Here is a 25549-nt window from a genome sequence, read left to right on the forward strand (position 1 = left end):
GCCGCTATCGGCCACCCTCGCAACGGAACCCGATCATGAAAGAAGAAACGTTGCAGAGCGACGCCGCGCTCGACAACCGCATTACGGTTCGAGCGCTCGAATCGTCCGACATGGACGCGTTCGCCGATATCATGAGCCTGCCCGGCGTGCGGCGCGGCACGCTGTCGGTCGGCTACCGCAGCCCTGAACAGCTCAAGGCGTGGTACGAACGGCGCCTCAAAAGCGGCGTGAACGTGTGCGCGACCATTGGGGGGCAGGTGGTCGGCCACGCCGGATTGGACATTCACCGGCCCAGCCGCGCGCATTGCGCGCATTTAGGCGTGGCCGTCCACGACAGGTATCATGGGCGCGGTGTCGGCTCAGCGCTGCTGCAAGGGCTGGTCGACTGCGCGGACGCGTCGCTCGGTTTGCGCCGCATCGACCTCACGGTGTTTTGCGACAACGCGCCGGCAATCGCGCTGTATCGCAAGTTCGGCTTTGTCGAAGAAGGCCGCTCGCGCGGTTTTGGCCTGCGCGACGGCGTACTGGCCGACGTGCTGCATATGGCCCGCCTCGTTGACGCGCCGCGTCTCCAGACAATCTGAACGGATTTTTTGCGTGCCATTTTTTTTCATCGACCGTCCGGTCTTCGCATGGATCGTTGCGCTCGCCATTGTCGTGGCGGGCGCGCTGGCCATTCCGCAACTGCCGGTGGCGCAGTATCCACGTCTTGCGCCGCCGCGCATTGTGATCAGCGCCACCTATCCGGGGGCGGCCACTGAAGTGGTCGATGCCAACGTCGGCAGCATCATCGAGGAGAGCCTCGATGGCGCCGACAACATGCTGTACTACGAAACGACCAGCGACAACCTCGGCAATCTGGAGATCGACGCGACCTTTGCGCCGGGCACCAATCCGGATCTCGCGCTGGTCGATATCCAGAACCGTCTCAAGCAGGTCGAGCCGCGCTTGCCGCAACAGGTCGTGCAACAGGGCATCAGCGTGTTCAAGGCGGCCAATACGTTTTTGATGCTGGTCGCGCTGACCTCCACGGACGGCTCGCGTGATTCCGTGCAATTGAGCGACTATCTGAGCCGTTACGTGTTGCGCGAATTGAAGCGCGCCCCGGGCGTGGGCGCGGCTGAGCTGTGGGACGCGGACGAGGCGCTGCGCATCTGGCTCGATCCGATGAAGCTGCGTGAGTACAACCTCGGCGCCGCCGAAGTGAACGCCGCGGTCGCCGCGCAGAACGCCACCGTAACGGCCGGCACGCTGGGCGACGCGCCGTTCGTTCCAGGACAGCAATTGACGGCCTCGGTGAGCGTGAAAGGACAACTGATCTCGCCCGCCGAATTCGGGCAGATCGTGCTCAAGGCGCTGCCCGACGGCTCGGCGGTGCGCCTGCGGGACGTCGCGCGGGTTGAACTGGGGCGCGACAATTACTCGTACTACTCGCGCCTGAACGGCAAGGCCGCGGCGACTGTCGGTATCCAACTCGGGCCGCGCGGCAATGCGCTCGAGACGTCCAACGCGATCCGCGCGCGGCTTGCCGAACTATCGAAAGGTTTGCCGCCGGGCGTCGCCGTCGAGATTCCGTTCGACAACGCGCATTTCGTGAAGATCGCGATTCGCGAGGTGCTCGTCACGCTGGCGGAAGCGGTGGTGCTGGTGTTCTTCGTGATGTGGCTGTTCCTGCGCGATCTGCGCTACACGCTGGTGCCGACGGTGGTGATTCCGGTCACGCTGATGGGCGCGTTTCTTGCAATGTACGCCTGCGGCCTGTCGATCAATGTGTTCACGATGTTCGGCCTCGTGCTGGCCATCGGGATTCTCGTCGACGATGCGATCGTGGTGGTGGAGAGCGTGCATCGCGTGATGGAAGAAGAAGGTTTGCCGCCGCGTGAGGCCACGCGCAAAGCGATGTCGCAGATCGGCAGCGCGATCGTCGGCGTGACCGCGGTGCTGACGGCCGTGTTCGTGCCAATGGCGTTCTTCCCGGGCGGTGTCGGCGGTATTTACCGGCAATTCGCGGTGTCGATGATCGCGTCGATGCTGGTGTCGTCGTTCATGGCTTTATCGTTGACGCCCGCGCTGTGCGCGAACCTGCTGAAAGCGCACAAGCACCCGGTGAGTCAACGCGACGCCCGGCGCGGCCTGCTCGGTTTCGCGGCGCGAGCCGCCAGCCGTTTCACGTCCGGTTTCGATCGGGCCGCGCGTGGCTATCGCGGGTTGACCGCGCGTACGCTGCGCCGAATCGGCCCGATGCTGGCAATCTATGCGGTGCTGGTCGGCGCGTGCGCCGCGCTCTACTGGCAAATGCCCGGTGGTTTTTTGCCGAGCGAAGACGAAGGCCAACTGCAGGTGATGGTGCAACTGCCGGCCGGCGCGACACAGGCGCGTACGCTCGCGGTGGTCCAGCGAATGGAAAAAATCCTCCACGCCGAGCCCGCGGTCGCGCACGTCACCAGTGTGATTGGCTGGAGTTTCAGCGGCAGCGGCCAGAACGTGGCGATGGGTTTCGTCGAACTGAAAGACTGGGGCAAGCGCGACACGGATGCGATGGTGTTGCGCGACCGGCTCAACGAGAAGTTCGACAAGATTCTCGACGGTAGTGTGGAGGCGCAATTGCCGCCTTCCGTGCCGGGGCTCGGGCATTCGGACGGCTTTGTGTTCCGGCTCGAAGATCGCGGCGGAGTCGGGCTGGACGCGCTGAAGGCAGCGCGCGAGCAACTGTTCGCGCAGGCCAAGGCGAGCCCGGTGCTGGCTTCGGTGCGTTCGGAGGATCTGCCGGATGCGCCGCGCGTCGAGCTCATCATCGATCGTGCGAAAGCGTACGCGCTCGGCGTGCCGTTCGACCGCATTGCCGACGTGCTGGGCAGCACCTTCGGATCGCTGTATATCGACGACTTTCCTGCCGGTGGCCGGATGCGCCGCGTGATGATCTCCGCCGACGCCGCCACGCGGATGACCGAGGACGATCTGATGACGCTCGGCGTGCCGAACTCGACCGGCGGCATGGTGCCGTTGTCCGCGATTGCGTCACGCCATTGGAGCATCGGCCCGGTGATGCTGACCCGTTACAACGGCTATCCGTCGCTCGACGTGAGCGGCCACGCGGCGCCCGGCTACAGTTCGGGCGCGGCGATGGCGGAGATGGAGCGGCTTGCTGCTTCGTTGCCGCTCGGGGTCTCGTATGACTGGGTCGACGCGGCGCGTGAAGAAACCGCGGCGGCGCAGCTCACGCCGTTGCTGATCGGCTTGTCGCTGCTGGCCGTGTTCATGGCGCTGGCTGCGTTGTACGAAAGCTGGACGATCCCGCTTGCCGTGCTGATGGTTGTGCCGCTCGGCGTGATCGGCGCAGTCGCCGCAATGTTGCTGCGGGGCATGCCAAACGACGTGTACTTCAAGGTCGGCATGATTACGGTCATCGGCCTCGCGGCGAAAAACGCGATTCTGATCGTGCAGTTCGCCCGTGATCTGTATCGCCGGGGCTTGCCGTTGACGCGTGCGGTGACCGAAGCAGCCGCCGCGCGCTTCCGGCCGATCGTGATGACCTCGGCAGCGTTTCTGCTGGGTGTCGTGCCGTTGGTCGTGTCGAGCGGCGCGGGCGCCGAAAGCCGTCGTTCGATCGGCACCGGCGTGTTCGGCGGGGTGCTGGCGGCCACGCTGTTCGGCCTCGTGTTCGCGCCGGTCGCGTTTCATGCGGTTGCCTCGTTCACTTATGGGAGACGGCGGCTCGCCGAACTGAAGCGCAAGCGGCGTGAGCGGAGTTCGGCGACGGACGCGCAGGCGCTTGCCGAGCGAAGCATGGAGTCGCCGTAAACCACGGAGGAGTGGGACAACGGGAACGTTGCGTGGCGACGTTCCCGTTTCCAGAAGTCCAGACACGACGTTTTTCCACAACAAAAAACGGCGTCGCAAACTCGATGTTGCCGGTTGAGCCGGCAAACACCTTCTCTCTTCGTGCACGGGTCTGTTGTTGGCCCAGGCAGCGCCGGCGGCTAGAAATTACCTGGCACGATTTGCGCTGCAGCACGGAATTATCTGATGTTTTGTCGGCATAGCGGCCGGCAACAAACGCATTTGATCATATTAAAAGAAGCCGGATGTTTCAATATAGAAACATTTTCGGACCAGTGAAAATAGAGTCTCGGAATGCTTAATTCTGAATATTTCGATAAATGGGCGGTACACCACATTGGCACTGTGGATAAATTTCCGATTTGCGAATAAAAGCCTGATTGAGTGTTCATTATTTGCGAGGTTTGGATTTCATGTTTGAAACAATTCTGTCTGTGATTGTGGCGAATCACCGTCGTGAATCAGGCCAGTCACGGCAAGCCGGTGGGCCGGAGGGAAAGGCTATAGAGCGAGTGCGTATATGCTTTGCTGTCTTCGTGCGGTGGGCAGGCCGCCATGGCCTGTCGCTATTCCGGGTCAAATGAAGACAGTTATATGAAACAAAAAATAATAGTTTTCTTCATACATTGAATTTCTTGATGTGGATTTATTTTTGAAATTTACTGTAGCGCGGCATTCGGCTAACATCACGCTTAATCCGTTAAGTGGCGTTGCCGGCGGCTTTGCCCGCCGGGATTAAATTCGACCATATCAGCCGGACGACGGGACAGCGGGGTCCACAACGTACGACAGTTTGGGGAAAGATCATGCCGCACATGCACATGGATACTGCGAGGGTTACCTGGTTACACACGCCGATGCTGAACGTGCGCAGTGCAGCACGGCGAATCGGCGTGTTGCTGTTCGACGGCTTCTGGCTGCTCGGGCCCGGCACGGTGGTTGAAATGTTCCAGACCGCCAACGAACTCTCGGGTTCGCGGGCCGGCGAGGAGCCGCCTTATGAAGTGCAGTTTCTGTCGATGGGCGGCGGCAGCGTCGCGAGTTCTTCATCGGCCCGGATCTGGACCGACCGTATCGACACACGGTATGGCAGCGGTTTCGACGTGCTGTTCATCGCAGGCGGCTACGGCGCACACGAAGCCGCCCTCGACGAACGGTTGCTGGGCTGGTTGCGCTCGGTGCAAACGCGAACCCGTGCGATCGAGACGATCGGCGAGGGCCGTCTCGTGCTGGAAGCAGCGGGTCCCGCGGAGCATGACGGCCTGCAGGTGAACCGCTATCTCGGCAGCGCCGCGACGGATGCAGCGCGCAGCGCCGCCAACGACCGTAACGACTGCGCGCGCAGCGCGCTGATGTTCATCAAGCGCGATCTTGGCGCGGAACTCGCGCGCAGCGTCGCCGACCGGGTGATGCCGGGCATGGCTGCGACCTGGGTGCCGCTGCCGGCGGAAGGCGGCACGCTCAGTGTCGCGGAGAAAATCCGTGCCGCCGCGCGCTGGATGGAGGCGAATTGCGATCGTCCGGTGTCGGTTGCCGACGCGGCGCAGGTAGCGGCGATGAGCGAGCGCAATTTTCTGCGGCGCTTCAAGCATGAAATGCAGGTCACGCCTTCTGACTATCTGTTGCAGGTGCGGTTACGTATCGCCTGCAACTTCCTGACCGAAACCGAATTGCCGGTCGACAAGATCGCGCGCCGCAGCGGCACCGGCAACGGCGATCGCCTCGCGAAGATATTCCGCAAGCGTATGGCGCTGTCGCCCACCGAATATCGCGCGCGCAGCAGGGTGGCGACCGAGGCGTAACAACCGGGCCGTAAGTCCGGGCAGGCGCCGTGCAGACGGTGCAACCCGGCACGGAAGGGCGCATGCGCAACGGTGAGCGCAGCGGCGGTGTTTTCTCCTGGCAGGCTTCTTACGAGCACAGTAGCGATGGGCAACAAGGTAATGGCGACAGCATTGCCGGAGGTAAAACTCATCGAGCCTGAGGTGTTTTGCGACGAATTCGGCTTCTGCTTCGAGAGCTTCAGCGCGGATGAGTTTACCGACGACGTCTCGCACGGTTTCAATTTCGTGCAAGACCGTCATTTGCGGGCGGTGCGGGGCGTGTTGCGCGGCTTGCACTATCAGGTGCAGCGGCCGCAAGGCCGGCTTGTGCGCGTGGCGGTGGGGGAAGTATTCGACGTCGCCGTGGACGTGCGGCTCAACTCGCCGAACTTCGGTAAGTGGACCGGCACACACCTGAGCGCGGACAATCATCGGCAGGTGTGGGTGCCGCCGGGCTTCGCGCACGGGTTCGTCGTGCTGTCCGACGTCGCCGAATGCCTGTGGAAGACCACCGAATACTGGTTCCCCGAACTCGAACGCTGCATCTTGTGGAACGATCCCGATATCGGCATCGAGTGGCCGATCGAAATCGAGCCGATCCTCGGCCCGAAGGACGCGGCGGGCCGGCGTCTTTACGAAGCGGAAAACATTTCCTGAGCGCTGCGCGCGCAGGGGTTTAGCGCCATTCAGCGCCATTCAGCGTGCCGCCACCACGGCGCCCACGCTCGCGGCGACCACCAGCAGCGTGCCGGCGATCTGCAAAACGCCCATCGGTTGATGCAGAACCACGAAGCCGGCCAGTGCGCCGATTGCGGGTTCGACACTCATCAGGATCCCAAACGATGCGGCCGGCATGTGCCGTAACGCCACCATTTCCAGCGCGTAGGGCAGCAACGGAACCAGCAGCGCGAGGCCCGCGGTTGCGGCGATCTGTCCTGCGGCGAGGTGCAGGCCGCTTTGCGCAAAGCCAAACGGCGTGGCAACCAGCGCCGCAGCGATCAACGACACCGACAATCCTTCCAGGCCGGCGAACACCGTGCCGGTCTTTTTCATCAGCACGATATAGCTACCCCAGCCGAGCGCGGCGCCGAACGCGAGCAGCACGCCGAACGGTTCGCCGATCCAGCCCGCGCGATCGCGCGAAAGCAGCAGCACGCCGGCAATCGCCAGGGCCGGCCACAGTAAGGCGCGCGCGCGGCGTACCGCGAAGGTCGCCACAGCGAGTGGTCCGAGGAAATCGATCGCGACGGCGAGCCCCAATGGAATCCGCTGAAGCGCCGCGAAGAAGCACAGCGTCATGCCGGCCATCGCCGAGCCCAACGCACCGGCCGCGAGCCAATGCGAGCGCGAGTAGGAGAAGAAACGCGGGCGCACCAGCAACGCAAGCACCACGGCCGCCCAGCAAAGACGCAACCAGGTGGTGCTGAGCGAACCGTACTCAGCCATCGTCGGCGCGGAAAGTGCGGCCCCGAATTGCACGCTCGACATCGACAGCACGCACAGCAGCGCTGCGCCGGCCGCCGCACTGGCGGGCTTCACGGGGGTTGGCGCGGGCTTCAGCGCTGATTTGATGGTGGTGTCCTGCATCTTGGCCTTATTGCCGTTCTTCGGATGGAGTGGAAGCTATCTTATCGGTGCGAGCGGTATTAAGATAAGTTGATATTTCTTATGGCTACTTCAGAAAACGTGATGACCCGGGATCTCGACAGCAGTCTCCTGCGCGCATTCGTCACCGTTGCGGAAACCGGCGCCGTGGGTGTGGCGGCGGCCCGCCTCGCGCGCACTCAGGCGGCGGTGAGCATGCAATTGCGCCGGCTCGAAGAAGAACTGGGGCAGCGTTTGCTCGACCGCTCGCCGCGTGGCGTGCAACTCACCGAGGCAGGGCATTTGCTGCTGCCGTTCGCGCATACGATCCTCGGCGCGGGCGCCGATGCGCGGCGGGCGTTGAGTGCGGGGCAGGTGTCCGGCACGGTACGGCTCGGCATGCTGGAAGACATCGCGGTGGGCCGGTTGCCGCGCGCGCTGCGGCGCTTTTCGATCGCTTATCCGCAGGTGGCGCTGGAGATCGTCGTCGATACCAGTCCCGCGTTGTCGAACCGCCTTGCTGACGGTGGCCTCGACGTGGTGGTGGGCGACCCCGCACTGGTCGAGGCGGCGCCGCTGTTGACCTGGACGCAGCCGCTGTTCTGGGTCGGCGCGCGCGGATTTAGCCGTGACGGTGACGTGGCGTTGCCGGTGGTGGCGTTCGGCGGCGCGTGTCTGTGGCAGCAGCAGGTATTGACGGCGCTGCGGCGCGCGGGGATTGCGTGGCGCATCGTGTGCACCAGCACCAGCTTGCCGGCGGTGCAGTCGGCCGTGGAAGCGGGGCTCGGTGTGTCGGTTTTGCTCGACGGCAATATCCGCTCGGAGTCGATGCGCGTACTCGGCCAGGCCGATGGTTTGCCGGATGCGCCGACCGCCGATTTCGGTCTTTTCATGCGCCCGGTCTCCGGTGCGCAGGCGGCCGCCGTGCAGACCTTGCAGACGTTCCTCTGCGAGGAGTTGCACCTGGGCTTGCGGGAAAACGAGCCGCTTGGGGTACCGGCGAGTTAGCGTGCGTGCGAGCCACCGGTTTGCACGTGTGGGGATTAAACGGTGGAGACGACACATTTACGCGCAATGCGCGAGGCGGCGGGCTGGCGATAAAACCCCGGTGCGGGCAGCAACTATTGCAATACCGTGCGGCAAGTATTGCAATGAACTGCGGATCCTCGCACCGGGGCGGGTGTTGCTTCGCTTACTGGGTCGATGGGGAGGTCAGCGTCGCATCACGCCCATCAGCAGGGTGACGAGGAAGATCACCACGAAGATGAAGAACAGGACCTTGGCGATTTCCGTTGCGCCTGCGGCAATGCCGCCGAAGCCGAATACCGCGGCGATGATCGCGATGATGAAGAAGATTACAGCGTATCGAAGCATGGGGCCTCCCACCGATGGATTGCTGGATCGAAGTTAAAAACGGCTAATCGTCGTGGGCACTGCGTGCTTTGACGAGTCTTTTGCCGGCTAGCGATGTGGAGCAATAGGTGTGCCCAGCGGAGGTCCAACACGGGGTGCCCCTAATCGGCCAGTCGATTGGGTGCTGGTACCATCGCGGATCGTCGATTTCCGGTCACGCCTGCCATGCAACACAATCCTCTTAGCGAGATTTCCCTGATCCGCAAGCTGAAACTCAATCAGCTGATGATCTTCGAACGCGTGCTGGAAACGCGTTCCGTCGTGCGGGCAGCCAACGAAATGCGCTTGACGCAACCGGCCGTCACCAAGGTCATCCACGAACTCGAATCGTGTTTCGACGGCGCACTGTTTGCGCGCTCGAATCGCGGCGTCGTGCCGACTGAGCTGGGCCTGATGCTGGGGCGGCGGGTCAAGTCGTTGATGGCGGAGTTGCGCTATATGACTGACGAACTCAACGACTTCCGCCTCGGCACCAGCGGCCATGTGATCGTCGGCACACTCATTTCCGCGTCGGCGCGGCTGTTGCCGGCCGCGATCGCTATGTTGAAAGCGCGTACGCCAAACGTCCTGGTGACCGTGCGCGAGGGCACCACAGCGCATCTGTTTCCGGCGCTCGCCACGGGCGACCTCGATATCGTCGTCGGGCGTTTGCCTGAGCGTGAGTTGCCGATTGCGAGTGCTTTCCCGTTGACGCACGAGGCGTTGTTCGACGAGTCGTTGTGCGTGGTGGTCGGCAAAGGCTATGGGCCTGCGCCGGCCGGCGTGACGCATCTGTCGGAGCTGGTCGGTTCGCCATGGATTCTGCCGACACCTGATTCGCCGGCGCGGCTTTCGGCGGAGCATCTGTTTCGGGCCGCGGGGTTGCCGTTGCCGACGGATATCGTGGAGTCGTTGTCGCTATTGACGAACATTGGGTTGCTGCTCGATACGCCGCGAATCGCGTTGATGCCGCGGGTGGCGGCGCAGCAGTTCGAAGATGCGGGGCTGTTGCGGATTCTGGATTTGCCCGAGAGCGGGGCGTTCGGGACGGTTGGATTTTCAGTGCGCTCGCATAAGGAGTTGAGTGCGGCGTGCCAGGCTTTTGTCGAGTGTTTGCGGGAGGCGGTTGCGGTGCAAAACACGTCCAACCCTTCTGGTATTCCCCTTTAGCATACCCACCGCCCAATCTTTGATTATCGCCTCGTGAGGCCCCCCTTTAGACTCCTGCCAACACCTCAATCGAGCAGGAGACGTCGTGACTTTCACCTCGGCCGCCGCGCAACGCGCTCAGCCATTACTTCGCCATTACATCAACGGCGAATTCATTGCGACCGCGACCACCTTCCCTAACATCAGCCCTGTCGACGGCCGCGAACTCGCGCAAGTCTGCGAAGCGGACGCGGCCACCGTCGACGCCGCCGTCCGCGCTGCAAGCGCCGCGCAACGCGCCGGCTGGCGCACGACCAAACCGGCTGAACGTGCCGACTGGCTCCATAAGATCGCTGACGGCATCGAAGCCCGGTTCGACGATTTCGTCGCGGCGGAAGTGGCCGACACCGGCCGCCCACTCGAGCAGGCTCGCAAGCTCGACATCGCCCGCGGCATCGCGAACTTCCGCACCTTCGCGGACCTCATCCGTACCGCGAATAGCGAGTTCTTCGAAACGCATGCAGCCGATGGCAGCGAACTGATCAACTACGTCACGCGCAAGCCGCTCGGCGTGGTCGGCATCATCTCGCCGTGGAATCTGCCGCTGCTGCTATTCACGTGGAAAGTCGCGCCGGCCCTCGCAATGGGTAACTGCGTCGTCGCCAAGCCGTCGGAAGAAACGCCCAGCTCAGCCACGCTGCTCGCCGAAGTCATGCACGACATCGGCCTGCCGCCCGGCGTCTTCAATCTGATCCACGGTCATGGGCCGAATGCGGCCGGCGAATTCCTCACGCGTCATCCGGACATCAGCGCGATCACGTTCACCGGCGAATCGCGTACCGGCAGCACGATCATGAAGACCGTTGCCGACGGCGTGAAGGAAATCTCGTTCGAACTCGGCGGCAAGAACGCCGCGGTGGTGTTCGCCGATGCGGACTTCGACGCGGCCGTCGCCGGCGTGCTGAAGTCGAGCTTCACGAACGCCGGGCAGGTTTGTCTGTGCAGCGAACGCGTGTATGTCGAGCGGCCGATCTTCGAACGCTTCGTTGCCGCGTTGAAGGAAAAGACCGAGGCACTCCAGGTCGGCGCGCCTCACGATCCCGCTACCACGATGGGTCCGCTGATCTCGCGCGGTCATCGTGAGAAGGTGCTGTCGTATTTCCGCCTGGCGGTGGAAGAGGGCGCCACCGTCGTGACCGGCGGCAACGTTCCGCAATTCGGCGACGAGCGCGACCAGGGCGCATTCGTGATGCCGACGATCTGGACCGGCCTGACCGACTCGGCACGCTGCGTCAAGGAAGAAATCTTCGGACCTGTCTGCCACATTGCACCGTTCGATAGCGAAGATGAAGTGATCGGCCGTGTAAATGACAGCGCCTACGGCCTCGCCGCGAGCATCTGGACGACACAACTCTCGCGTGGCCATCGCGTGGCGCGGCAGATCGAAACCGGCATCGTTTGGGTCAACGCCTGGTTCGTGCGCGATCTGCGTACACCGTTCGGCGGCACCAAGCTCTCGGGCATCGGTCGTGAAGGCGGGCGTCATTCGCTCGATTTCTATTCGGAGTTGACTAACGTTTGCGTGAGGATCGCATGAGCGGAATCGACCTGAATGCCGCGCGGCAAATCGCCGACACGCTCTGGCAGGCACAACAGAACGGCACGCCGGCCGTGCCGGTGCGCGCAGCCATCGCGGAGCTTGGCCGCGATGCGCTCGAGGCCGCTTACGCGGTGCAGCGTCTGAACACCGAACGCAAGCTGGCGGCGGGCCGCCGGCTGGTGGGCCGCAAGATCGGCCTCACGTCGAAAGCGGTGCAGGCGCAACTCGGCGTCGATCAACCGGATTTCGGCATGTTGTTCGACGATATGTCGATTGCCGACGGTGAAGAGATCGCGATGTCGCGCACGCAGCAAGCCAAAGTGGAAGCGGAAATCGCCCTGGTGCTCGCTCGCGATCTGCCGCACGAACGCCATACCATTGCCGATCTGATCGGCGCAACAGCGTATGCGTTGCCCGCTATCGAGATTGTCGGCAGCCGGATTGCCAACTGGGATATCCGCTTGACGGACACCGTGGCCGACAACGCGTCGAGCGGTCTGTTCGTGCTCGGCAATCGTCCCGTCAAACTCGACGCTTTCGACGCCATCCACTGCGGCATGGTGATGGAGCGGCGCGGCGATCAGGTGAGTGTCGGCGCGGGCGCGGCGTGTCTCGGCAATCCGCTCCATGCGGCCGTATGGCTCGCCAATACGATGACGCGTGTCGGTGCGCCGCTGAAGGCGGGCGACATTGTGCTCACCGGCGCGCTCGGGCCGATGGTCAGCGTAAATGCGGGCGACGTCTTCACCGCCCATATCGAAGGACTCGGCTCCGTGAGCGCGAGTTTTGCGCATCTTTCTGAATTCGTATCATGACCGGGAACGCCATGCACGATAAGCAAGACAAGCAGGCCGTCGCCATCATCGGCTCCGGCAACATCGGCACCGATCTGATGATCAAGGTGCTGCGTAATGCGAAGCACCTGGAAATGGGCGCGATGGTCGGCATCGATCCGGCTTCGGATGGTTTGGCGCGCGCCGAACGGCTCGGTGTGCCGACTACGGCAGAGGGGATCGATGGCCTCGTGAACATGCCGAACTTCGGCGATATCCGCATTGCGTTCGACGCGACCTCCGCCGGCGCGCATCATCGCCATGCGGCGGTATTGCGCGAACATGGTGTCACGGTGATCGATCTGACGCCGGCCGCGATCGGGCCGTTCGTGGTGCCGGTGGTGAATCTGTTTGCACATCTCGACGCGCCCAACCTGAACATGGTCACGTGCGGCGGTCAGGCGACCATTCCGATCGTCCATGCCGTGTCGCGCGTGGCGCCGGTGCGTTACGCCGAAATCGTCGCGTCGATCGCGAGCCGTTCGGCGGGTCCGGGCACGCGCGCCAATATCGACGAATTTACCGAGACCACGTCGAAGGCGATCGAAACCGTCGGCGGGGCGGCGCGCGGCAAGGCGATTATCGTGCTGAATCCGGCCGAGCCGCCGCTGATGATGCGTGACACCGTCTACTGCCTGACCGAAGAAGACGCCGATACCGACGAAATCGAAAGCTCGATTCACGCGATGGTCGCCGCGGTCGCGAGCTATGTGCCCGGTTATCGTTTGAAGCAGGCCGTGCAGTTCGACCGCTATACCTCGGCAAATCCGCTTGCCTTGCATGCGAATGAGCGTCGCGCCGGCCTGAAGGTGAGCGTGTTCCTCGAAGTGGAGGGCGCCGCGCACTACTTGCCTTCGTATGCGGGGAATCTGGACATCATGACCTCGGCGGCGCTCGCCGCGGCCGAGCAGATCGCGGCAAGCCGCGTGGCAGCGTGAGAGGAAAGACGCAATGACCGATAGCAACAAGAAAATCTATGTGTCGGACGTCACGCTGCGCGACGGCATGCACGCGATCCGCCATCAGTACTCGTTGGACAACGCCGTGGCCATCGCGCGAGCGCTGGATGAAGCCGGCGTCGACAGTATCGAGGTGGCCCACGGCGACGGTCTGTCGGGGTCGAGCTTCAACTATGGTTTCGGCGCGCACACCGATCTCGAATGGATCGAAGCGGTGGCGGGCACGGTAACGCGCGCACAAGTCGCCACGCTGTTGCTGCCCGGCATCGGCACCGTCCACGATTTGCGGGCGGCTTATGATGCCGGCGCGCGCGTCGTGCGGATCGCTACGCACTGCACCGAAGCGGATATTTCGAAGCAGCACATCGAATACGCGCGCTCGCTTGGCATGGATACGGTCGGCTTCCTGATGATGTCGCACATGACCACGCCGGATGCGCTGGCGAAGCAGGCCAAGCTGATGGAAAGCTACGGCGCGCAATGCGTGTATGTGGTCGATTCCGGCGGCGCGCTGAATATGCGTGACGTCGCCGAGCGTTTCGATGCATTCAAGGCGGTGCTCGATCCCGCGACGCAAACGGGGATGCACGCGCATCACAATCTGTCGCTGGGTGTGGCGAATTCCGTGGTCGCGCTCGAACATGGTTGCGATCGTATCGATGCATCGCTGACCGGCATGGGCGCGGGCGCGGGCAATGCGCCGCTCGAAGTGTTCATTGCCGCGGTGGACCGCATGCGGCTCAATCACGGTTGCGACGTGAAGAAACTGATCGATGCCGCGGAAGATATCGTGCGTCCGTTGCAGGAGCGCCCGGTGCGCGTGGATCGTGAAACGCTTGCGCTCGGCTATGCCGGCGTGTATTCGAGCTTTCTGCGTCATACGGAAGCGGCCGCGGCCAAATACGGCTTGTCGGCGTTCGACATTATGGTCGAGCTCGGCAAGCGCCGCATGGTCGGCGGCCAGGAAGACATGATCGTGGATGTCGCGCTGGATATGCTCAAGGCGCGCGAACTCGCGCAGAAGGAGGCCGCATGATCGACCTCGACGCTATGGCGGAACGTCTCGACGACGCCGCGCGCCACGCCGAGCCGATCGCGCAACTCACCACGTCCACGCCGTTTTCGCTGGACGATGCCTACGAGATTCAGCGCGCCTCGATCGAGCGGCGCATTCATCGCGGCGAGAGCATGGTCGGCGTGAAGCTCGGCTTTACGAGCCGCGCGAAGATGATCCAGATGGGTGTCGACAGCCTGATCTGGGGCTGGCTGACCGATGCGATGCTCGATGAAGACGGCGGCCGCGTCGCGCTCGATCGCTTTATCCACCCGCGGGTCGAGCCGGAAGTCTGCTTTCTCACGAGCCGTGAGATCGACCGGCCGTTGACGATGCTGGAGGCGTCGCGCTATCTGGAAGCGGTGGCGCCGGCGATGGAAATCATCGATTCGCGCTACCGCGATTTCAAATTCACCCTCGAGGACGTGGTTGCCGATAACTGTTCGTCGGCCGGGCTCGTGATCGGTCCGTGGACCAGAAGCTTCGACGGCCTGCGCAACGCGGGTGTGACGATGCGAATAAACGGCCGTATCGTGCAGGCCGGGTCAACGGCCGCGATTCTCGGCGATCCGTTGCGCTCGATCGTGCAGGCTTCACGTCTGGTTTCGCAAAGCGGCCTGATATTGCCGGCCGGCTCGCTGATCATGGCGGGCGCCGCCACCGCTGCTCATCCGTTGCCTGTCGATGCGCACGTACATTGCGTCGTCAACGGCCTCGGCAGCACCGAATTCACTACTTATCGACTCTCATGACCAACGAACCGACCGTTCAAGGGCGCGTCGTGCCCGGCAAGGCCAAACCGCGTGGCCGTTTTCCGCATGTGACGCGTGCGGGAGACTTTCTGTTCGTCTCCGGCACCAGTTCGCGCCGTCCGGACAATACGATTGCGGGCGCCTTCGCCGATGAGCTTGGCACCGTGCAACTCGACATTCGCGAGCAAACGCGTGTAGTGATCGAGAACATTCGCGATATTCTTCAGAGTGAAGGCGCGGACCTGTCGAACCTCGTCGAGATCTCGTCGTTTCTCGTCAACATGAACGACTTCGGCGGCTACAACGCCGTGTACGGCGAGTATTTCGATGAAACCGGTCCGACGCGCACGACGGTTGCCGTCCATCAATTGCCCCATCCGCATCTGCTGATCGAGATGAAAGCGATTGCGTACGCACCGAAAAAATAGACACGCGTAGAAAACCAACGATAGAGACAGCCATGCTTACGTACGGCAAACCGTTCAATTTCCAGCGCTGGATCGACGATCACGCGCATCTGCTGAAACCGCCGGTCGGCAATCAACAGGTGTGGCAGGACAGCGATTTCATTGTCACGGTGGTGGGTGGCCCGAACCACCGTACCGATTATCACGACGATCCGCTCGAGGAATTTTTCTACCAGCTGCGCGGCAATGCGTATTTGAATCTGTGGATCGACGGCAAGCGTGAGCGCGTCGATCTGAAGGAAGGCGATGTGTTCTTGCTACCGCCGCATGTGCGCCATTCGCCGCAGCGGCCGGAAGCAGGCAGCGTCTGCCTCGTGATCGAGCGGCAACGTCCACAAGGGGTGGTGGACGGCTTCGAGTGGTACTGCGACGACTGCGGCCATCTTGTCTACCGCGTCGAGGTACAGCTGAAAAGCATCGTCAGCGATTTGCCGCCGCTTTTCAATGCGTTCTATGCCTCTGAAGACAAGCGTCGCTGCGCGCATTGCGGACATGTCCATCCCGGCAAGGCCGTCTAAACAAACCGAATCACAATGACACTTCGAATCGACATGCATTCCCACTTCTTCCCGCCCATTGCGCGGGAAGAGGCCGCGCGCCTCGACGCGGAACACGCGCCCTGGCTCAGGATCGACGCGGACGGCGAGCACGGCATGATCATGACCGGCGAGAAGAACTTTCGCCCGGTGTATCGCGCGCTGTGGGATCCGGCCACACGTATTGCAGAAATGGATGCGCTGGGCGTCGACATCCAGTTGATGTGCGCGACCCCCGTGATGTTCGGCTATCGCAACGACGCGGCCGCCGCACATGACTGGGCAGTGCGGATGAATGACCGCGCCCTCGACCTTTGCGCGTATGCGCCGGATCGCTTGATGGCGCTGGCGCAAGTGCCGCTGCAGGACATCGACCTCGCATGCCGCGAGGCGACGCGTGCCCATCGCGCGGGGCATCGCGGCGTGCAGATCGGCAATCACCTTGGCCCACGCGATCTCGACGACGAACACCTTGTCACGTTTCTCACGCATTGCGCGAACGACGGCATTCCGGTGCTCGTCCATCCGTGGGACATGATGACCGATGGCCGCATGAAGAAATGGATGCTGCCGTGGCTCGTCGCGATGCCGGCGGAAACGCAATTGAGCATGGTGTCGTTGATTTTGTCAGGCGCGTTCGAGCGGATTCCGAAGTCGCTGAAACTGTGCTTCGCGCATGGCGGCGGCAGCTTCGCCTTCCTGCTCGGCCGCGTGCAGAACGCGTGGGAGCAACGCGACATCGTGCGCGAGGATTGCCCCAATCCGCCAGCGTCGTATCTCGACCGCTTCTACGTGGATAGTGCGGTGTTCGACCAGGGCGCGTTGCGCCTGCTGGTCGACACGATGGGCGAGGACCACGTGCTGCTCGGTTCCGACTATCCGTTCCCGCTCGGCGAGCAAAAGATCGGCGGCCTGGTCGCCCATCATCCGCAACTGAGCGATACGGCCAAGGCGAAGATCCTCGGCGCGAACGCTCAGCGCTTCTTCGATTTGCCCACGACAATGGCGCACGCCGCTTAAGCAATACACGTCACAGATTTTGCATTTGCAATCAGAACAAACAGGGAATGAACCAGATGATCACCCGGGAACACTGCGCCGCGCTCGACGCTGCCGACACCTTGGCCCACTGCCGCGCGCGCTTCGATCTGCCTGCCGACACGATTTACCTCGACGGCAACTCGCTGGGTGCGATGCCTGCCAATGTGCCCACGCGTATTGAACGGGCGCTGAAGCAGGAATGGGCGCACGGTTTGATCCGTTCATGGAATGACGCTGACTGGTATCCGGCGCCGCAGCGCACCGGCAACAAGATTGCCAGGTTGATCGGAGCGGGTCAGGACGAAGTGATCGTTGCCGACTCGACCTCGGTGAATCTTTTCAAGGTGCTGGTGGCGGCCACGCGTATGCGCCCGGGCCGCAACGTGATTCTTGCCGAACGAACCAATTTTCCGACTGACGTGTATATCGCCTCGAGCGTTGCCGAGATGACCGGTTGCGAGTTGCGCTGTGTCGATCCGGACGACATTGTCGCGGCGATCGACGATACGGTGGCGATCGTATCGCTCACACACGTCAACTACAAAACCGGCAAACGCTACGACATGGAAGCGGTGACGCGCCAGGCGCATGAAGCCGGCGCATTGATCGTGTGGGATCTGTGTCACTCGGCGGGCGCGATGCCGGTGAGTCTGAATCACTGCGACGCCGACTTTGCGGTGGGTTGCGGCTACAAGTATCTGAACGGCGGCCCGGGCGCACCGGCTTTCGTGTTCGTCGCGTCGCGCCATATCGAAGCGGTGCGTCAACCGCTGACGGGTTGGCACGGCCACTCCAAGCCGTTCGAATTTACCCACGACTACGCACCGCACCCGGGCATCGACCGCATGTTGACCGGCACCGCGCCGCAACTCGGCGTGATCGCCCTGGAGAGTGCGCTGGAAGCATTCGACGGTGTCGATCTCGACGTGCTGCGTGACAAGAGCGTGGCGCTCGGCAATCTGTTTATCGAGCTGACCGATCAGGAACTGAAGGGCCTCGGTTGCACGCTCGCGTCGCCGCGCGACGCCGCGCAGCGCGGCAGTCAGGTGTCGCTGGGTCATGCGGAAGGCTACGCGATCATGCAGGCGCTGATTGCACGCAACGTGATCGGCGACTTCCGCGCGCCGGATATTCTGCGTTTCGGTTTTGCGCCCCTGTATGTGCGCTACGTGGATATCTGGGACACCATCGCCCAGCTCAAGGACATCATCGCGACGGATGCATGGAATACCGACGAGTTCAAGGCGCGAAAATCGGTGACGTGAGCACGTCGACACGATGATCACGCAGTAAAAAGACACGTGCCGCGATTCGAGCAATACAGGTAATACGACAGCATGGTATTGGCGGTTGCGTCCACGCACGCAACCGCATTCCAGGAGGAGACGCAAAGATGACGCAAGAGCAGCGAGGCTTCGACACGATTGTCGAACGCGAGAAGGGATTGCACCGTGGCTTATCGACGGGGCAATTATCGATGATTGCGATTGGCGGCGCGATCGGCACCGGCCTTTTTCTCGGCAGCGGATTCGCCATCGGCTTTGCCGGCCCGAGCGTGCTGGTGAGTTACGCGATTGGCGCGTTGATCGCGCTGCTGTTGATGGGCTGTCTCGCCGAGATGACCGTGGCGCATCCGACGTCGGGATCGTTCGGCGCCTATGCCGAGCACTACATTGCGCCGTGGGCGGGATTTCTGGTGCGCTATGCGTACTGGTCGTCGATTGTGTTTGCGGTTGGCACCGAGGTGACGGCGATTGCCGTGTACATGAAGTATTGGTTTCCCGCGGTGCCTGGGTGGTACTGGATCGTCGGTTTTTCTGCGGCGCTGATCGGCGTTAACTCGGTGAGCGTGAAGGTATTCGGCGCCGTCGAGTATGTGTTCTCGATGTTGAAGATCGTGGCGATTGTCGGTTTCATCCTGCTCGGCGCCTATGTGGTGTTCGGTGCGCCCGCGAACTCGGGAATTGGTTTTGCCAATTACACGTCACATGGTGGCTTTTTTCCGAAGGGCGTGTGGGGTATGTGGGTTGCGGTGATCGTATCGATTTTCAGTTATTTGAGCATTGAGATGATTGCGGTGGCGGCGGGCGAGGCACGCGATCCGCAGAAGGCGATTACGCAGGCATTTCGCGCGACGATGTTCCGGCTGGTGTTCTTTTATCTGCTGACGTTGGCATTGATGCTGGCGATCGTGCCGTGGAACGCCGCGGGTACGGATGAGAGTCCGTTTGTGCGGGTGATGGCGGCGACGCATGTGCCGGGGGCCGCCGGCGTGATTAATTTTGTGATTCTGGTGGCGGCGTTGTCGGCGATGAATAGCCAGCTCTATATCACGACGCGGATGATGTTCAGTTTGTCTCGTGCGGGGTATGCGCCGCGGCGCCTTGGGGCTTTGAACCGGAAGGGCGTGCCGGTTGCTGCGCTGTGGCTTTCGACGATTGGCATTGCGTTGGCTACTGTGCTGAATGTGGTTTATCCGGATGCTTCGTTTGTGTTGATGATGTCGGTTTCCATGTTTGGGGCCATGTTCACGTGGCTGATGATTTTTGTTACGCACTTCTTTTTTCGCCATAGGCATAAGGGGTTGCCGCTGGCGTTCAGGATGTGGGGGTTTCCGGGTACTTCTCTGCTTGGCGCAGGGCTGATGGTGGGTGCGCTTGTTACTACGTGGTTTACCCGGGAGTTTCGGATGACGCTGGTGATTGGGGTGCCGTTTGTTGTTTTGTTGCTGGGTGTTTATTTTGTTTGGTATAGGGGGAGGGGTGGGGAAGTGGCTCGGGTTGAGATGGTGTGATGGTTTTTTGCCTTTGGCGTTGTTTGGTTGGTTGCTTGGGGTGTTGGCCTTTCCTTGAATTGTTAGTGGTTTATTAGCGTCGCCCCTGTGCGGGGCGGGCACTTACTTCTCTTTGCCGCCGCAAAGAGAAGTAAGCAAGAGAAAGCGGCTCACACCGCTAGCGCATAAGCGGGTCCCCCGCGCAGTTACGGTAGTGGTGCATCTGGAATCCGTGCTCTCGCACATTCGGCGCTAGTGACAAAGGCGTCATACTTCCGGCGACGCTGCGCGCGCCGAAGCGTACTTCATAAAACCAATCACCGCGTTTCCGCGCTCACATCTCGCCACCGAACCGTGGCCCGTTATTGCACGGCAGCCACGATTGCAACTGCAACTGCAACTGCAACTGCAACTGTGGCTGTGGCTGGGACTGGGACTGGGACTGGGACTGGGACTGGGACTGGGACTTGAATCGGAACTTGAACCAAGACCCGCACCCGCACCCGCACCCGCACCCGCACCCGCACCCGCACCCGCACCCGCACCCGCACCCGCACCCGCACCCGGATCAGGATCAAGGCCAAGGCCAAGGCCAAGGCCAAGGCCAAGGCCAAGGCCAAGGCCAAGGCCAAGGCCAAAATCGTGGCCGGGGTTCTAGTCTTAGACGGTGATTGGAGTACACCGGTGTATCGTTTGAATTGGGATTTCCAGGGGAGTGCAGAAGTGCGTCGCCGAGGCGAAGCCGACGGCTCCCACGAACTGAACCGAAGCCCCATGGTTTCCCATGCAGACCCCTCCGCGACGCACGCAGTGCGGAGTGGGAGCTGACGAGTCCTTTGTCACCAGTGCCGAATGTGCGAGAGCACGGATTCCAGATGCACCACTACCCGCAGCGGACCACTGTTCCCGCTTAGCATTAGCGGTGTGAGCTGCTTTCTTTTGCCTACTTTTCTTTGCAGCAGGCAAAGAAAAGTAGGTGCCTGCCCCGCACAGGGGCGACGCTAATAGACCAATAAGAAAACAAGGAAAGGCCAACGCCCTAGGCAAACAACCAGCAAGCGGCCACGCAGGCAAACAAAATCAGACATACTAACCAAACCTAACACCGCCGCCAAAAGGCAAAAACCGCCCTTATTTAATCCCCAAAATCCACCCAGCAAACCTCTCCGCGTCAGCGGCCGAAATCGCATTAGGCGGCATCTGAGCCCCGGTATTCCACTTCCCCGAACTCCCCTCCAACATACTCTTCTTAAGCTTCGCAACCGCATCCGAATCCCCTCGATACCGCTCGGCGATAGCCCGAAAAGGCGGCCCGACCTTGGTCGTATCAATCGAATGACAAGCGCGGCAAGTCTGCTCGCTAGCACTAATAGACCCCCCACCAGCAGCAACGCCATCCCCCGGCGCCGCAGCAAAAGAATGCCCACACAAACTCCCAGCCAGCACAGCAACCAAAACCATCCTTCTCACAATTTCACCCCGGTAAAAAACAAAAAACCCCGCCGACGAAAACCGCCGGCAGGGCAAAGCGCTCAACAAATCAACATGAAAAATGAAGAAACCAAACTACCTCACCGCGGCGGCCACGGCTTGGCCGGTGCGCCAATCACCGGCTTGCCCAACAGCGGCGTCGACAACGCATACGCCCCATTCTCCGTAAAGGCCCAAATGATGTTGCGGTCGTACTCGGTGTAAATCGCCAGCACACCCTTGCCGAGCGTATAACTCGGCAACTCGCTTTCGTCCGCCAGCGCCGGCACGAAGTACCCGGCAATCGTCGGCTTCTCAGGATTGCGAACGTCGAAAATCTGCACGCCGGCGTTATAGAACGAATACGGAATCACACCCTGACGCGAGCCGCCCGGCTGGCCGATCGCATTCGAACGCTTCGGTCCGAAGTTGCCGCCACGTTGGCAGAAGCTCGTGAACGGTGCGCCTTCAGGCGGCGTCGGCTGCGGCAGTTTGCCCGCGACCTTCAGATGCGATGGATCGCGCGCGTCGACGACAAAGATATCCTTGTAGGGCTCGTAGCAATCGCGGTTCATCGGATACCCGCTGGTCAGTACGAATCCCGTGCGTTCGTACTGGCTGACGTCGGCATTGTCGTATTCGGTGCCCGCAAAACTCGGCGCGGTATTCACATTGCCGAGTACTTTCGGCTTCGCCGGGTTGGACAGGTCGAACGAATAGAGACCGAGACCGCCCATCGCACCGAAGCCGATCTTGCCGCCTTGTTCCAACGGTTTCGGCAGGAAGATTGGAATTCGCGAACCCATCCATGACGTGCGATTGCCGGCGCGTGGGTTCGTCAGATAAGCCTGTTCGTCGGCTTCATTGCCGAGTTTCTGTCCCGGCACCGAGATCTGCGAGACGAACTTCGGATCAGCGGGATCCGACATGTCCCAGACCTGGTAGCCCGGTGAATACAGATAGTTCGGGTACTCGGTCAAACCGTAGCTGTCGTCCGGTGCAGCCGACAGGATCATGTACTTGCCGCCGTAATATTCAGGCGCATCGAGCGAACCCGAACCTTGCTGCTGACCGATCGGCGCATCGGGATGCTTGTAGTCGGTCGTACGCGTGGCGATCAGCTTCCATTGGCTCGGCAGCGGGCCGTCCATTTCAAAGACCTTGAAGCCCTTGAGCGAGTTGTAGTGGCGCTGTGCTTCGACCTTGTCAGGCTGCTCGCTCTTGTCGGTCATCAGGCCGTAGCGGCCGATTTCGAACGAGGCGACGAGCACCGGCTTGCCGAGCTTCTTGCTCCACACAATGGTGGCGCCGCCCAGGTAGTCATGCACGTTGTTCGGATCGAACTTCTCGGTCGGTCCCTTGGGCCCCCACGTGCCGCCTTCCGAAAACACGACCTTGCCGTTGGCGGGATCGGTGACGTCCATGATTCGCAAATAGTCGCGATCGTGGATGTACAGGTAACGGCGTCCGTCGAAGTCGGCAATATTGTTCCAGGCGTGGAAGGGCGAATCGACGAGCGGATAGAAGGCCAGAACCTTGACGTCCTTGGCATAGCTCTTCTTGTCCCACGTGGTCATTTCACCGGGGAAATGCTGGCCCTGGTGGACTTCGGGGGTGGCCTTCGGCCACACGAACTGGCCCGTTGCCGGGTCCATGCCGTAGTCGACACCCGGCTTAAGCGGGGCAGGACGGCGGTCGGGTGTGAGGCGCAGCCACTGAGCGAGATAGGGGTCCTTGACATTCGGCGTCCCAGGCGTCGCTTGCGCGGCGGAGGCCGCGCTGTCCGATGCTGCTGCAGCTGGCGCGTTTTCGGTGGCTGCACACGCCGCTGCGGACATGAACGTCAACAGGACGCTTGTTGCGAGAGTGGATTGCAGATTGCGTTTGCGAAGCATGGGCTTCCTCCTTTTTCTATTAGAACGCGTGACGTATCCCGAACTGGAAGCCGCTCGGATTCTGTCCGCCGTTTGGATATTCCTGGAACGTCACAGGGTAGGCGACCGGCACATCGTGCTGGCTCTTCACGTGAGCGAAAGTGGCATACAGGTCGGTCCGTTTCGACAAACCATAGATGTAGCCGATCACGCCGCCGGTGGCGCTGGAAATGCTCGTGTTGTTGTCGTCGTGACGATGCACGATGCTGGCATACACGCGATTGCGTCCGTCGATATTCCAGCGCGCGCCGATCTGTGCATCCCAACCCTGCGAATTGAACGCGACATACGGCGGATACGCGTAGTAGCCGTTGTACGTGTGATAGATCAGCGTCGGTTCGAAGCCGCCGAACTTATAGACGGCGGCGAAATAGTTGTCGCGCGACGAGTGGATCTGCGACGACTTGAAGATATCGCGCGTGTACTGCAACTCGCTCACGGCGCCGAGGAAAATCGGCCCATGCCGGTAGTCGATGCTGGTGCTCAGGAAGCGCCCCGCACGGGTGCTGTCGCCCACGCCGGTCGTCGCCATGATCCGGCCGGTGAAGCCGTAGAACGTCGGCGTCTTGTACTGGATCGCGTTATCCACGCGATACGATGCGTAGAAGAATTCCATGTTGTTGACCATACTGAAGTCGGCGGCCCAGCTCGGATCGGCGTAGCCGGCAATCCAGTACGACGGCGTGAATTGCCGTCCCATCGTCACTTCACCCCAGTTGCCTTTCAGGCCCACGAACGACTGGCGAAATTGCGTCGACTGCACGCCGGTGTTCGCGGAGAACATCGGCTCGACCGTGAACACGGCCTTGTTGCCACCGCCCAGATCTTCCACGCCGCTCAAGTTGAAGCGCGAGTTGTTCAGGCCGCCGCTCGACATGCGGGTCATGTTTCCGCCGGAGCCGGAAGAAATCAGATGTTCGATGTTCAGGTCGACATAACCCGACAGCCAAACGCTCGACTGAGCGTGTGCCCCGGCACATGCGAGCATGATGGCGCCTGACATGAGTGCTTTCTTTTTCATTCAATCTCCAAACAGGTCGTTGTTCTTTTCGTGTGGTGAGAGTGCTGTCGTCGCGCGCGACAGCCGCGGTTACGTCCTTTTCTGTCGTGTATACACAAACTGGTAAAAATTATACCCACGGCAAAATTTGGATTCAGAGCTTTATTTTTTTATACAAAACAGCGATTTAGTTATAGCGGGTTGACCCTGATGGCATCGCGCGTCAAAACAGATGCCGGATTCCGGCTGCATAGGTCATGGCGGTGCCATAGCCGGAGAGCCTGTCGTAGACGGTAAGCAGGTACAGATCGGTGCGTTTCGACAGGAAGTAGTCGAGGCCTGCAGAGCCGGTATTGCGGCCGGTGACGGCGTTTTTCGGGGCGCTGCGGCGCGTGTATGCCCATTCCGCCAGCGCCGTGAGTTGCGAGGTCAGCGGTACCGAGAGACCGGCTTCGTAGGTGTGCGCACCGATATGGGTCGAATCGGTGCGCAGGCCTTGCAGCGCGCCATACAGTTTGAAGAGCGAAAAATCATAGGCGGCGCCGACGATATATGCGTTCTGTGTCGGCGACGCCACACCCGCGACTACCCGTGTGCGTTGTACGGTCGCGACAGCGGTGAGCGAACCTCCTGCATAGAGCGTGGATAGCGCGGCGTTGTACGTGCCGTCCGAGCCCGCGAAACCGCCGGGCGCATACACCGCGGTGGTGGTGAGTCCGTTGAGATTGGGGCTGGTGTACTGGATGCCGTTGTTCCAGACGGTATCGCCCGCGATGCTGCCGCCGTAGGGCGCGGTGAACGTCTGCATGACGAGCGGCGAGAACAGGATCGACGCCTGAAACGGATTGACCGCCTGTTCGGCGAGGTAGAGCAGGTTGGTGTGCCGCCCGAGGGTCACGCGTCCGAACGGTCCGGCGATGCCGACGTACGAATTGCGTCCCCAGAACGGATCGGCGGCGGTGCGGCCGACGCCGCCGTTAGTCGGCTGGAAGAAGCTTTCGAGCACGGCGATCGCGCGATAGCCGGCGCCGAGATCTTCGTTGACGCGAATGCCCCAGTAAGGCGCCGTCAGTCCCGGGCTCTGTTCGGCGATGGCGGCGGGCGGTCCATTGCTTCGTTTGGTGCTGGCGATATCGAGTCCGACGAGCCCATACAGCGCGACAGACGTTTGCGCTTTGACAGCGTGGGACGCGAGTCCCCATGCGGCGGCGCAACTGAGCGCGAGCGCGCCCAACGATCGAACGTTCATGGCGGATCCTCTTGTGCAGTGGGAACAACGAGAAAACAGCAAGACATCGGCGAGAAAACAGCAAAGCAGCGGCGAGACAGCAATGAAGCGCCA

Annotated in this window: 23 protein-coding genes; 16 read left to right on the top strand and 7 right to left on the bottom strand. The window is 61.7% G+C overall.

Going from position 1 to position 25549, the window contains the following annotated elements; all coding sequences use genetic code 11:
- Positions 1-35 precede the first annotated feature (35 nt).
- The 4 genes from PQQ95_RS33490 to rfbC all read left to right on the top strand — a co-directional run bounded on the left by PQQ95_RS33490 (position 36) and on the right by rfbC (position 6320).
- Positions 36-584: a GNAT family N-acetyltransferase gene (locus PQQ95_RS33490; RefSeq protein ID WP_408445859.1), complete on the top strand. Its 549-nt coding sequence runs from the start codon at positions 36-38 to the stop codon at positions 582-584.
- Between the two features lie 13 nt (positions 585-597).
- Positions 598-3801, top strand: coding sequence for a multidrug efflux RND transporter permease subunit (locus PQQ95_RS33495; RefSeq protein ID WP_408445861.1), 3204 nt, complete (start codon positions 598-600; stop codon positions 3799-3801).
- Between the two features lie 845 nt (positions 3802-4646).
- Positions 4647-5642: a GlxA family transcriptional regulator gene (locus tag PQQ95_RS33500; protein WP_408445864.1), complete on the top strand. Its 996-nt coding sequence runs from the start codon at positions 4647-4649 to the stop codon at positions 5640-5642.
- A 126-nt stretch (positions 5643-5768) separates the two neighbouring features.
- The gene (rfbC, locus tag PQQ95_RS33505) at positions 5769-6320 is read left to right on the top strand and encodes a dTDP-4-dehydrorhamnose 3,5-epimerase (RefSeq protein WP_408445866.1); all 552 of its coding nucleotides are present in this window, start codon (positions 5769-5771) and stop codon (positions 6318-6320) included.
- Between the two features lie 39 nt (positions 6321-6359).
- On the opposite strand, the gene PQQ95_RS33510 is transcribed toward rfbC, so the two are convergent.
- Positions 6360-7250 carry an EamA family transporter gene (locus PQQ95_RS33510; RefSeq protein WP_408445868.1) on the bottom strand — a complete coding sequence of 297 codons (891 nt, stop codon included), beginning with the start codon at positions 7248-7250 and terminating at the stop codon, positions 6360-6362.
- Positions 7251-7331: 81 nt separating this feature from the next.
- Between PQQ95_RS33510 and PQQ95_RS33515 the strand changes: the two genes are divergently transcribed.
- Positions 7332-8255, top strand: a complete 924-nt coding sequence (locus PQQ95_RS33515; protein WP_408445871.1) for a LysR substrate-binding domain-containing protein — start codon at positions 7332-7334, stop codon at positions 8253-8255.
- 204 nt (positions 8256-8459) lie between these two features.
- Here the strand turns inward: PQQ95_RS33515 and PQQ95_RS33520 are convergent, their stop codons facing one another.
- Positions 8460-8621, bottom strand: coding sequence for a DUF1328 domain-containing protein (locus tag PQQ95_RS33520; RefSeq protein ID WP_035551387.1), 162 nt, complete (start codon positions 8619-8621; stop codon positions 8460-8462).
- A gap of 204 nt (positions 8622-8825) precedes the next feature.
- Between PQQ95_RS33520 and PQQ95_RS33525 the strand changes: the two genes are divergently transcribed.
- The 10 genes from PQQ95_RS33525 to kynU all read left to right on the top strand — a co-directional run bounded on the left by PQQ95_RS33525 (position 8826) and on the right by kynU (position 18295).
- Positions 8826-9809 (top strand): LysR family transcriptional regulator, encoded by a 984-nt coding sequence (locus PQQ95_RS33525; RefSeq protein ID WP_408445874.1) that lies wholly within the window; start codon positions 8826-8828, stop codon positions 9807-9809.
- Between the two features lie 85 nt (positions 9810-9894).
- A complete protein-coding gene (locus tag PQQ95_RS33530) occupies positions 9895-11385 on the top strand; it encodes a 2-hydroxymuconic semialdehyde dehydrogenase (RefSeq protein WP_408445877.1) in 1491 nt (496 codons plus the stop codon).
- Positions 11382-12203, top strand: a complete 822-nt coding sequence (locus PQQ95_RS33535) for a 2-keto-4-pentenoate hydratase (RefSeq protein WP_408445879.1) — start codon at positions 11382-11384, stop codon at positions 12201-12203. Before PQQ95_RS33530 ends, PQQ95_RS33535 begins: the two co-directional genes overlap by 4 nt.
- Positions 12204-12214: 11 nt before the next feature.
- Positions 12215-13159 (top strand): acetaldehyde dehydrogenase (acetylating), encoded by a 945-nt coding sequence (locus PQQ95_RS33540; protein ID WP_408445882.1) that lies wholly within the window; start codon positions 12215-12217, stop codon positions 13157-13159.
- A 13-nt stretch (positions 13160-13172) separates the two neighbouring features.
- Positions 13173-14216 (top strand): 4-hydroxy-2-oxovalerate aldolase, encoded by a 1044-nt coding sequence (dmpG, locus tag PQQ95_RS33545; RefSeq protein ID WP_408445885.1) that lies wholly within the window; start codon positions 13173-13175, stop codon positions 14214-14216.
- Positions 14213-14986, top strand: a complete 774-nt coding sequence (locus PQQ95_RS33550) for a 2-keto-4-pentenoate hydratase (protein ID WP_408445888.1) — start codon at positions 14213-14215, stop codon at positions 14984-14986. Before dmpG ends, PQQ95_RS33550 begins: the two co-directional genes overlap by 4 nt.
- On the top strand, positions 14983-15414 hold the full coding sequence (locus tag PQQ95_RS33555) for a RidA family protein (RefSeq protein WP_408445890.1): 432 nt from the start codon (positions 14983-14985) through the stop codon (positions 15412-15414). The genes PQQ95_RS33550 and PQQ95_RS33555 overlap by 4 nt, the downstream gene beginning before the upstream one ends.
- 32 nt (positions 15415-15446) lie before the next feature.
- Positions 15447-15971, top strand: coding sequence for a 3-hydroxyanthranilate 3,4-dioxygenase (locus PQQ95_RS33560; protein WP_408445892.1), 525 nt, complete (start codon positions 15447-15449; stop codon positions 15969-15971).
- A 15-nt stretch (positions 15972-15986) separates the two neighbouring features.
- Positions 15987-17009 (top strand): amidohydrolase family protein, encoded by a 1023-nt coding sequence (locus PQQ95_RS33565; RefSeq protein ID WP_408445895.1) that lies wholly within the window; start codon positions 15987-15989, stop codon positions 17007-17009.
- Between the two features lie 56 nt (positions 17010-17065).
- Positions 17066-18295 carry a kynureninase gene (gene kynU / locus PQQ95_RS33570; protein WP_408445934.1) on the top strand — a complete coding sequence of 410 codons (1230 nt, stop codon included), beginning with the start codon at positions 17066-17068 and terminating at the stop codon, positions 18293-18295.
- Positions 18296-18312: 17 nt separating this feature from the next.
- Here kynU and PQQ95_RS33575 read toward each other — a convergent pair whose 3' ends face one another.
- On the bottom strand, positions 18313-18480 hold the full coding sequence (locus tag PQQ95_RS33575) for a hypothetical protein (protein WP_408445939.1): 168 nt from the start codon (positions 18478-18480) through the stop codon (positions 18313-18315).
- On the opposite strand from PQQ95_RS33575, the gene PQQ95_RS33580 reads away from it, so the two are divergent.
- Entirely contained in the window at positions 18424-19824 is a 1401-nt protein-coding gene (locus tag PQQ95_RS33580; RefSeq protein ID WP_408445897.1) for an amino acid permease, read from the top strand. The two genes, PQQ95_RS33575 and PQQ95_RS33580, sit on opposite strands and share 57 nt — an antisense overlap.
- Before the next feature lie 1110 nt (positions 19825-20934).
- Here PQQ95_RS33580 and PQQ95_RS33585 read toward each other — a convergent pair.
- From PQQ95_RS33585 to PQQ95_RS33600, 4 genes are all read right to left on the bottom strand, one after another.
- Positions 20935-21264: a c-type cytochrome gene (locus PQQ95_RS33585; protein WP_408445937.1), complete on the bottom strand. Its 330-nt coding sequence runs from the start codon at positions 21262-21264 to the stop codon at positions 20935-20937.
- 110 nt (positions 21265-21374) lie between these two features.
- Positions 21375-23168, bottom strand: a complete 1794-nt coding sequence (locus PQQ95_RS33590; protein WP_408445900.1) for an LVIVD repeat-containing protein — start codon at positions 23166-23168, stop codon at positions 21375-21377.
- Between the two features lie 19 nt (positions 23169-23187).
- On the bottom strand, positions 23188-24228 hold the full coding sequence (locus PQQ95_RS33595; protein ID WP_408445902.1) for a porin: 1041 nt from the start codon (positions 24226-24228) through the stop codon (positions 23188-23190).
- Between the two features lie 202 nt (positions 24229-24430).
- Positions 24431-25456: a porin gene (locus PQQ95_RS33600; protein ID WP_408445905.1), complete on the bottom strand. Its 1026-nt coding sequence runs from the start codon at positions 25454-25456 to the stop codon at positions 24431-24433.
- Positions 25457-25549: the final 93 nt, after the last annotated feature.

It is taken from the genome of Paraburkholderia caffeinilytica (assembly GCF_046030355.1).
GTDB lineage: Bacteria > Pseudomonadota > Gammaproteobacteria > Burkholderiales > Burkholderiaceae > Paraburkholderia > Paraburkholderia caffeinilytica_B.

What these genes read in the sequence shown, in the direction of transcription:
- PQQ95_RS33510 (WP_408445868.1), bottom strand. Translation starts at nt 7,250, where the DNA reads ATGCAGGACACCACCATCAAATCAGCGCTGAAGCCCGCGCCAACCCCC.
- PQQ95_RS33525 (WP_408445874.1), top strand. Translation starts at nt 8,826, where the DNA reads ATGCAACACAATCCTCTTAGCGAGATTTCCCTGATCCGCAAGCTGAAA.
- dmpG (WP_408445885.1), top strand. Translation starts at nt 13,173, where the DNA reads ATGACCGATAGCAACAAGAAAATCTATGTGTCGGACGTCACGCTGCGC.
- PQQ95_RS33600 (WP_408445905.1), bottom strand. Translation starts at nt 25,456, where the DNA reads ATGAACGTTCGATCGTTGGGCGCGCTCGCGCTCAGTTGCGCCGCCGCA.
- kynU (WP_408445934.1), top strand. Translation starts at nt 17,066, where the DNA reads ATGATCACCCGGGAACACTGCGCCGCGCTCGACGCTGCCGACACCTTG.
- PQQ95_RS33585 (WP_408445937.1), bottom strand. Translation starts at nt 21,264, where the DNA reads ATGGTTTTGGTTGCTGTGCTGGCTGGGAGTTTGTGTGGGCATTCTTTT.
- PQQ95_RS33565 (WP_408445895.1), top strand. Translation starts at nt 15,987, where the DNA reads ATGACACTTCGAATCGACATGCATTCCCACTTCTTCCCGCCCATTGCG.
- PQQ95_RS33520 (WP_035551387.1), bottom strand. Translation starts at nt 8,621, where the DNA reads ATGCTTCGATACGCTGTAATCTTCTTCATCATCGCGATCATCGCCGCG.
- PQQ95_RS33500 (WP_408445864.1), top strand. Translation starts at nt 4,647, where the DNA reads ATGCCGCACATGCACATGGATACTGCGAGGGTTACCTGGTTACACACG.
- PQQ95_RS33515 (WP_408445871.1), top strand. Translation starts at nt 7,332, where the DNA reads ATGGCTACTTCAGAAAACGTGATGACCCGGGATCTCGACAGCAGTCTC.
- PQQ95_RS33555 (WP_408445890.1), top strand. Translation starts at nt 14,983, where the DNA reads ATGACCAACGAACCGACCGTTCAAGGGCGCGTCGTGCCCGGCAAGGCC.
- PQQ95_RS33490 (WP_408445859.1), top strand. Translation starts at nt 36, where the DNA reads ATGAAAGAAGAAACGTTGCAGAGCGACGCCGCGCTCGACAACCGCATT.
- PQQ95_RS33540 (WP_408445882.1), top strand. Translation starts at nt 12,215, where the DNA reads ATGCACGATAAGCAAGACAAGCAGGCCGTCGCCATCATCGGCTCCGGC.
- PQQ95_RS33580 (WP_408445897.1), top strand. Translation starts at nt 18,424, where the DNA reads ATGACGCAAGAGCAGCGAGGCTTCGACACGATTGTCGAACGCGAGAAG.
- PQQ95_RS33590 (WP_408445900.1), bottom strand. Translation starts at nt 23,168, where the DNA reads ATGCTTCGCAAACGCAATCTGCAATCCACTCTCGCAACAAGCGTCCTG.
- PQQ95_RS33535 (WP_408445879.1), top strand. Translation starts at nt 11,382, where the DNA reads ATGAGCGGAATCGACCTGAATGCCGCGCGGCAAATCGCCGACACGCTC.
- PQQ95_RS33595 (WP_408445902.1), bottom strand. Translation starts at nt 24,228, where the DNA reads ATGAAAAAGAAAGCACTCATGTCAGGCGCCATCATGCTCGCATGTGCC.
- rfbC (WP_408445866.1), top strand. Translation starts at nt 5,769, where the DNA reads ATGGGCAACAAGGTAATGGCGACAGCATTGCCGGAGGTAAAACTCATC.
- PQQ95_RS33550 (WP_408445888.1), top strand. Translation starts at nt 14,213, where the DNA reads ATGATCGACCTCGACGCTATGGCGGAACGTCTCGACGACGCCGCGCGC.
- PQQ95_RS33560 (WP_408445892.1), top strand. Translation starts at nt 15,447, where the DNA reads ATGCTTACGTACGGCAAACCGTTCAATTTCCAGCGCTGGATCGACGAT.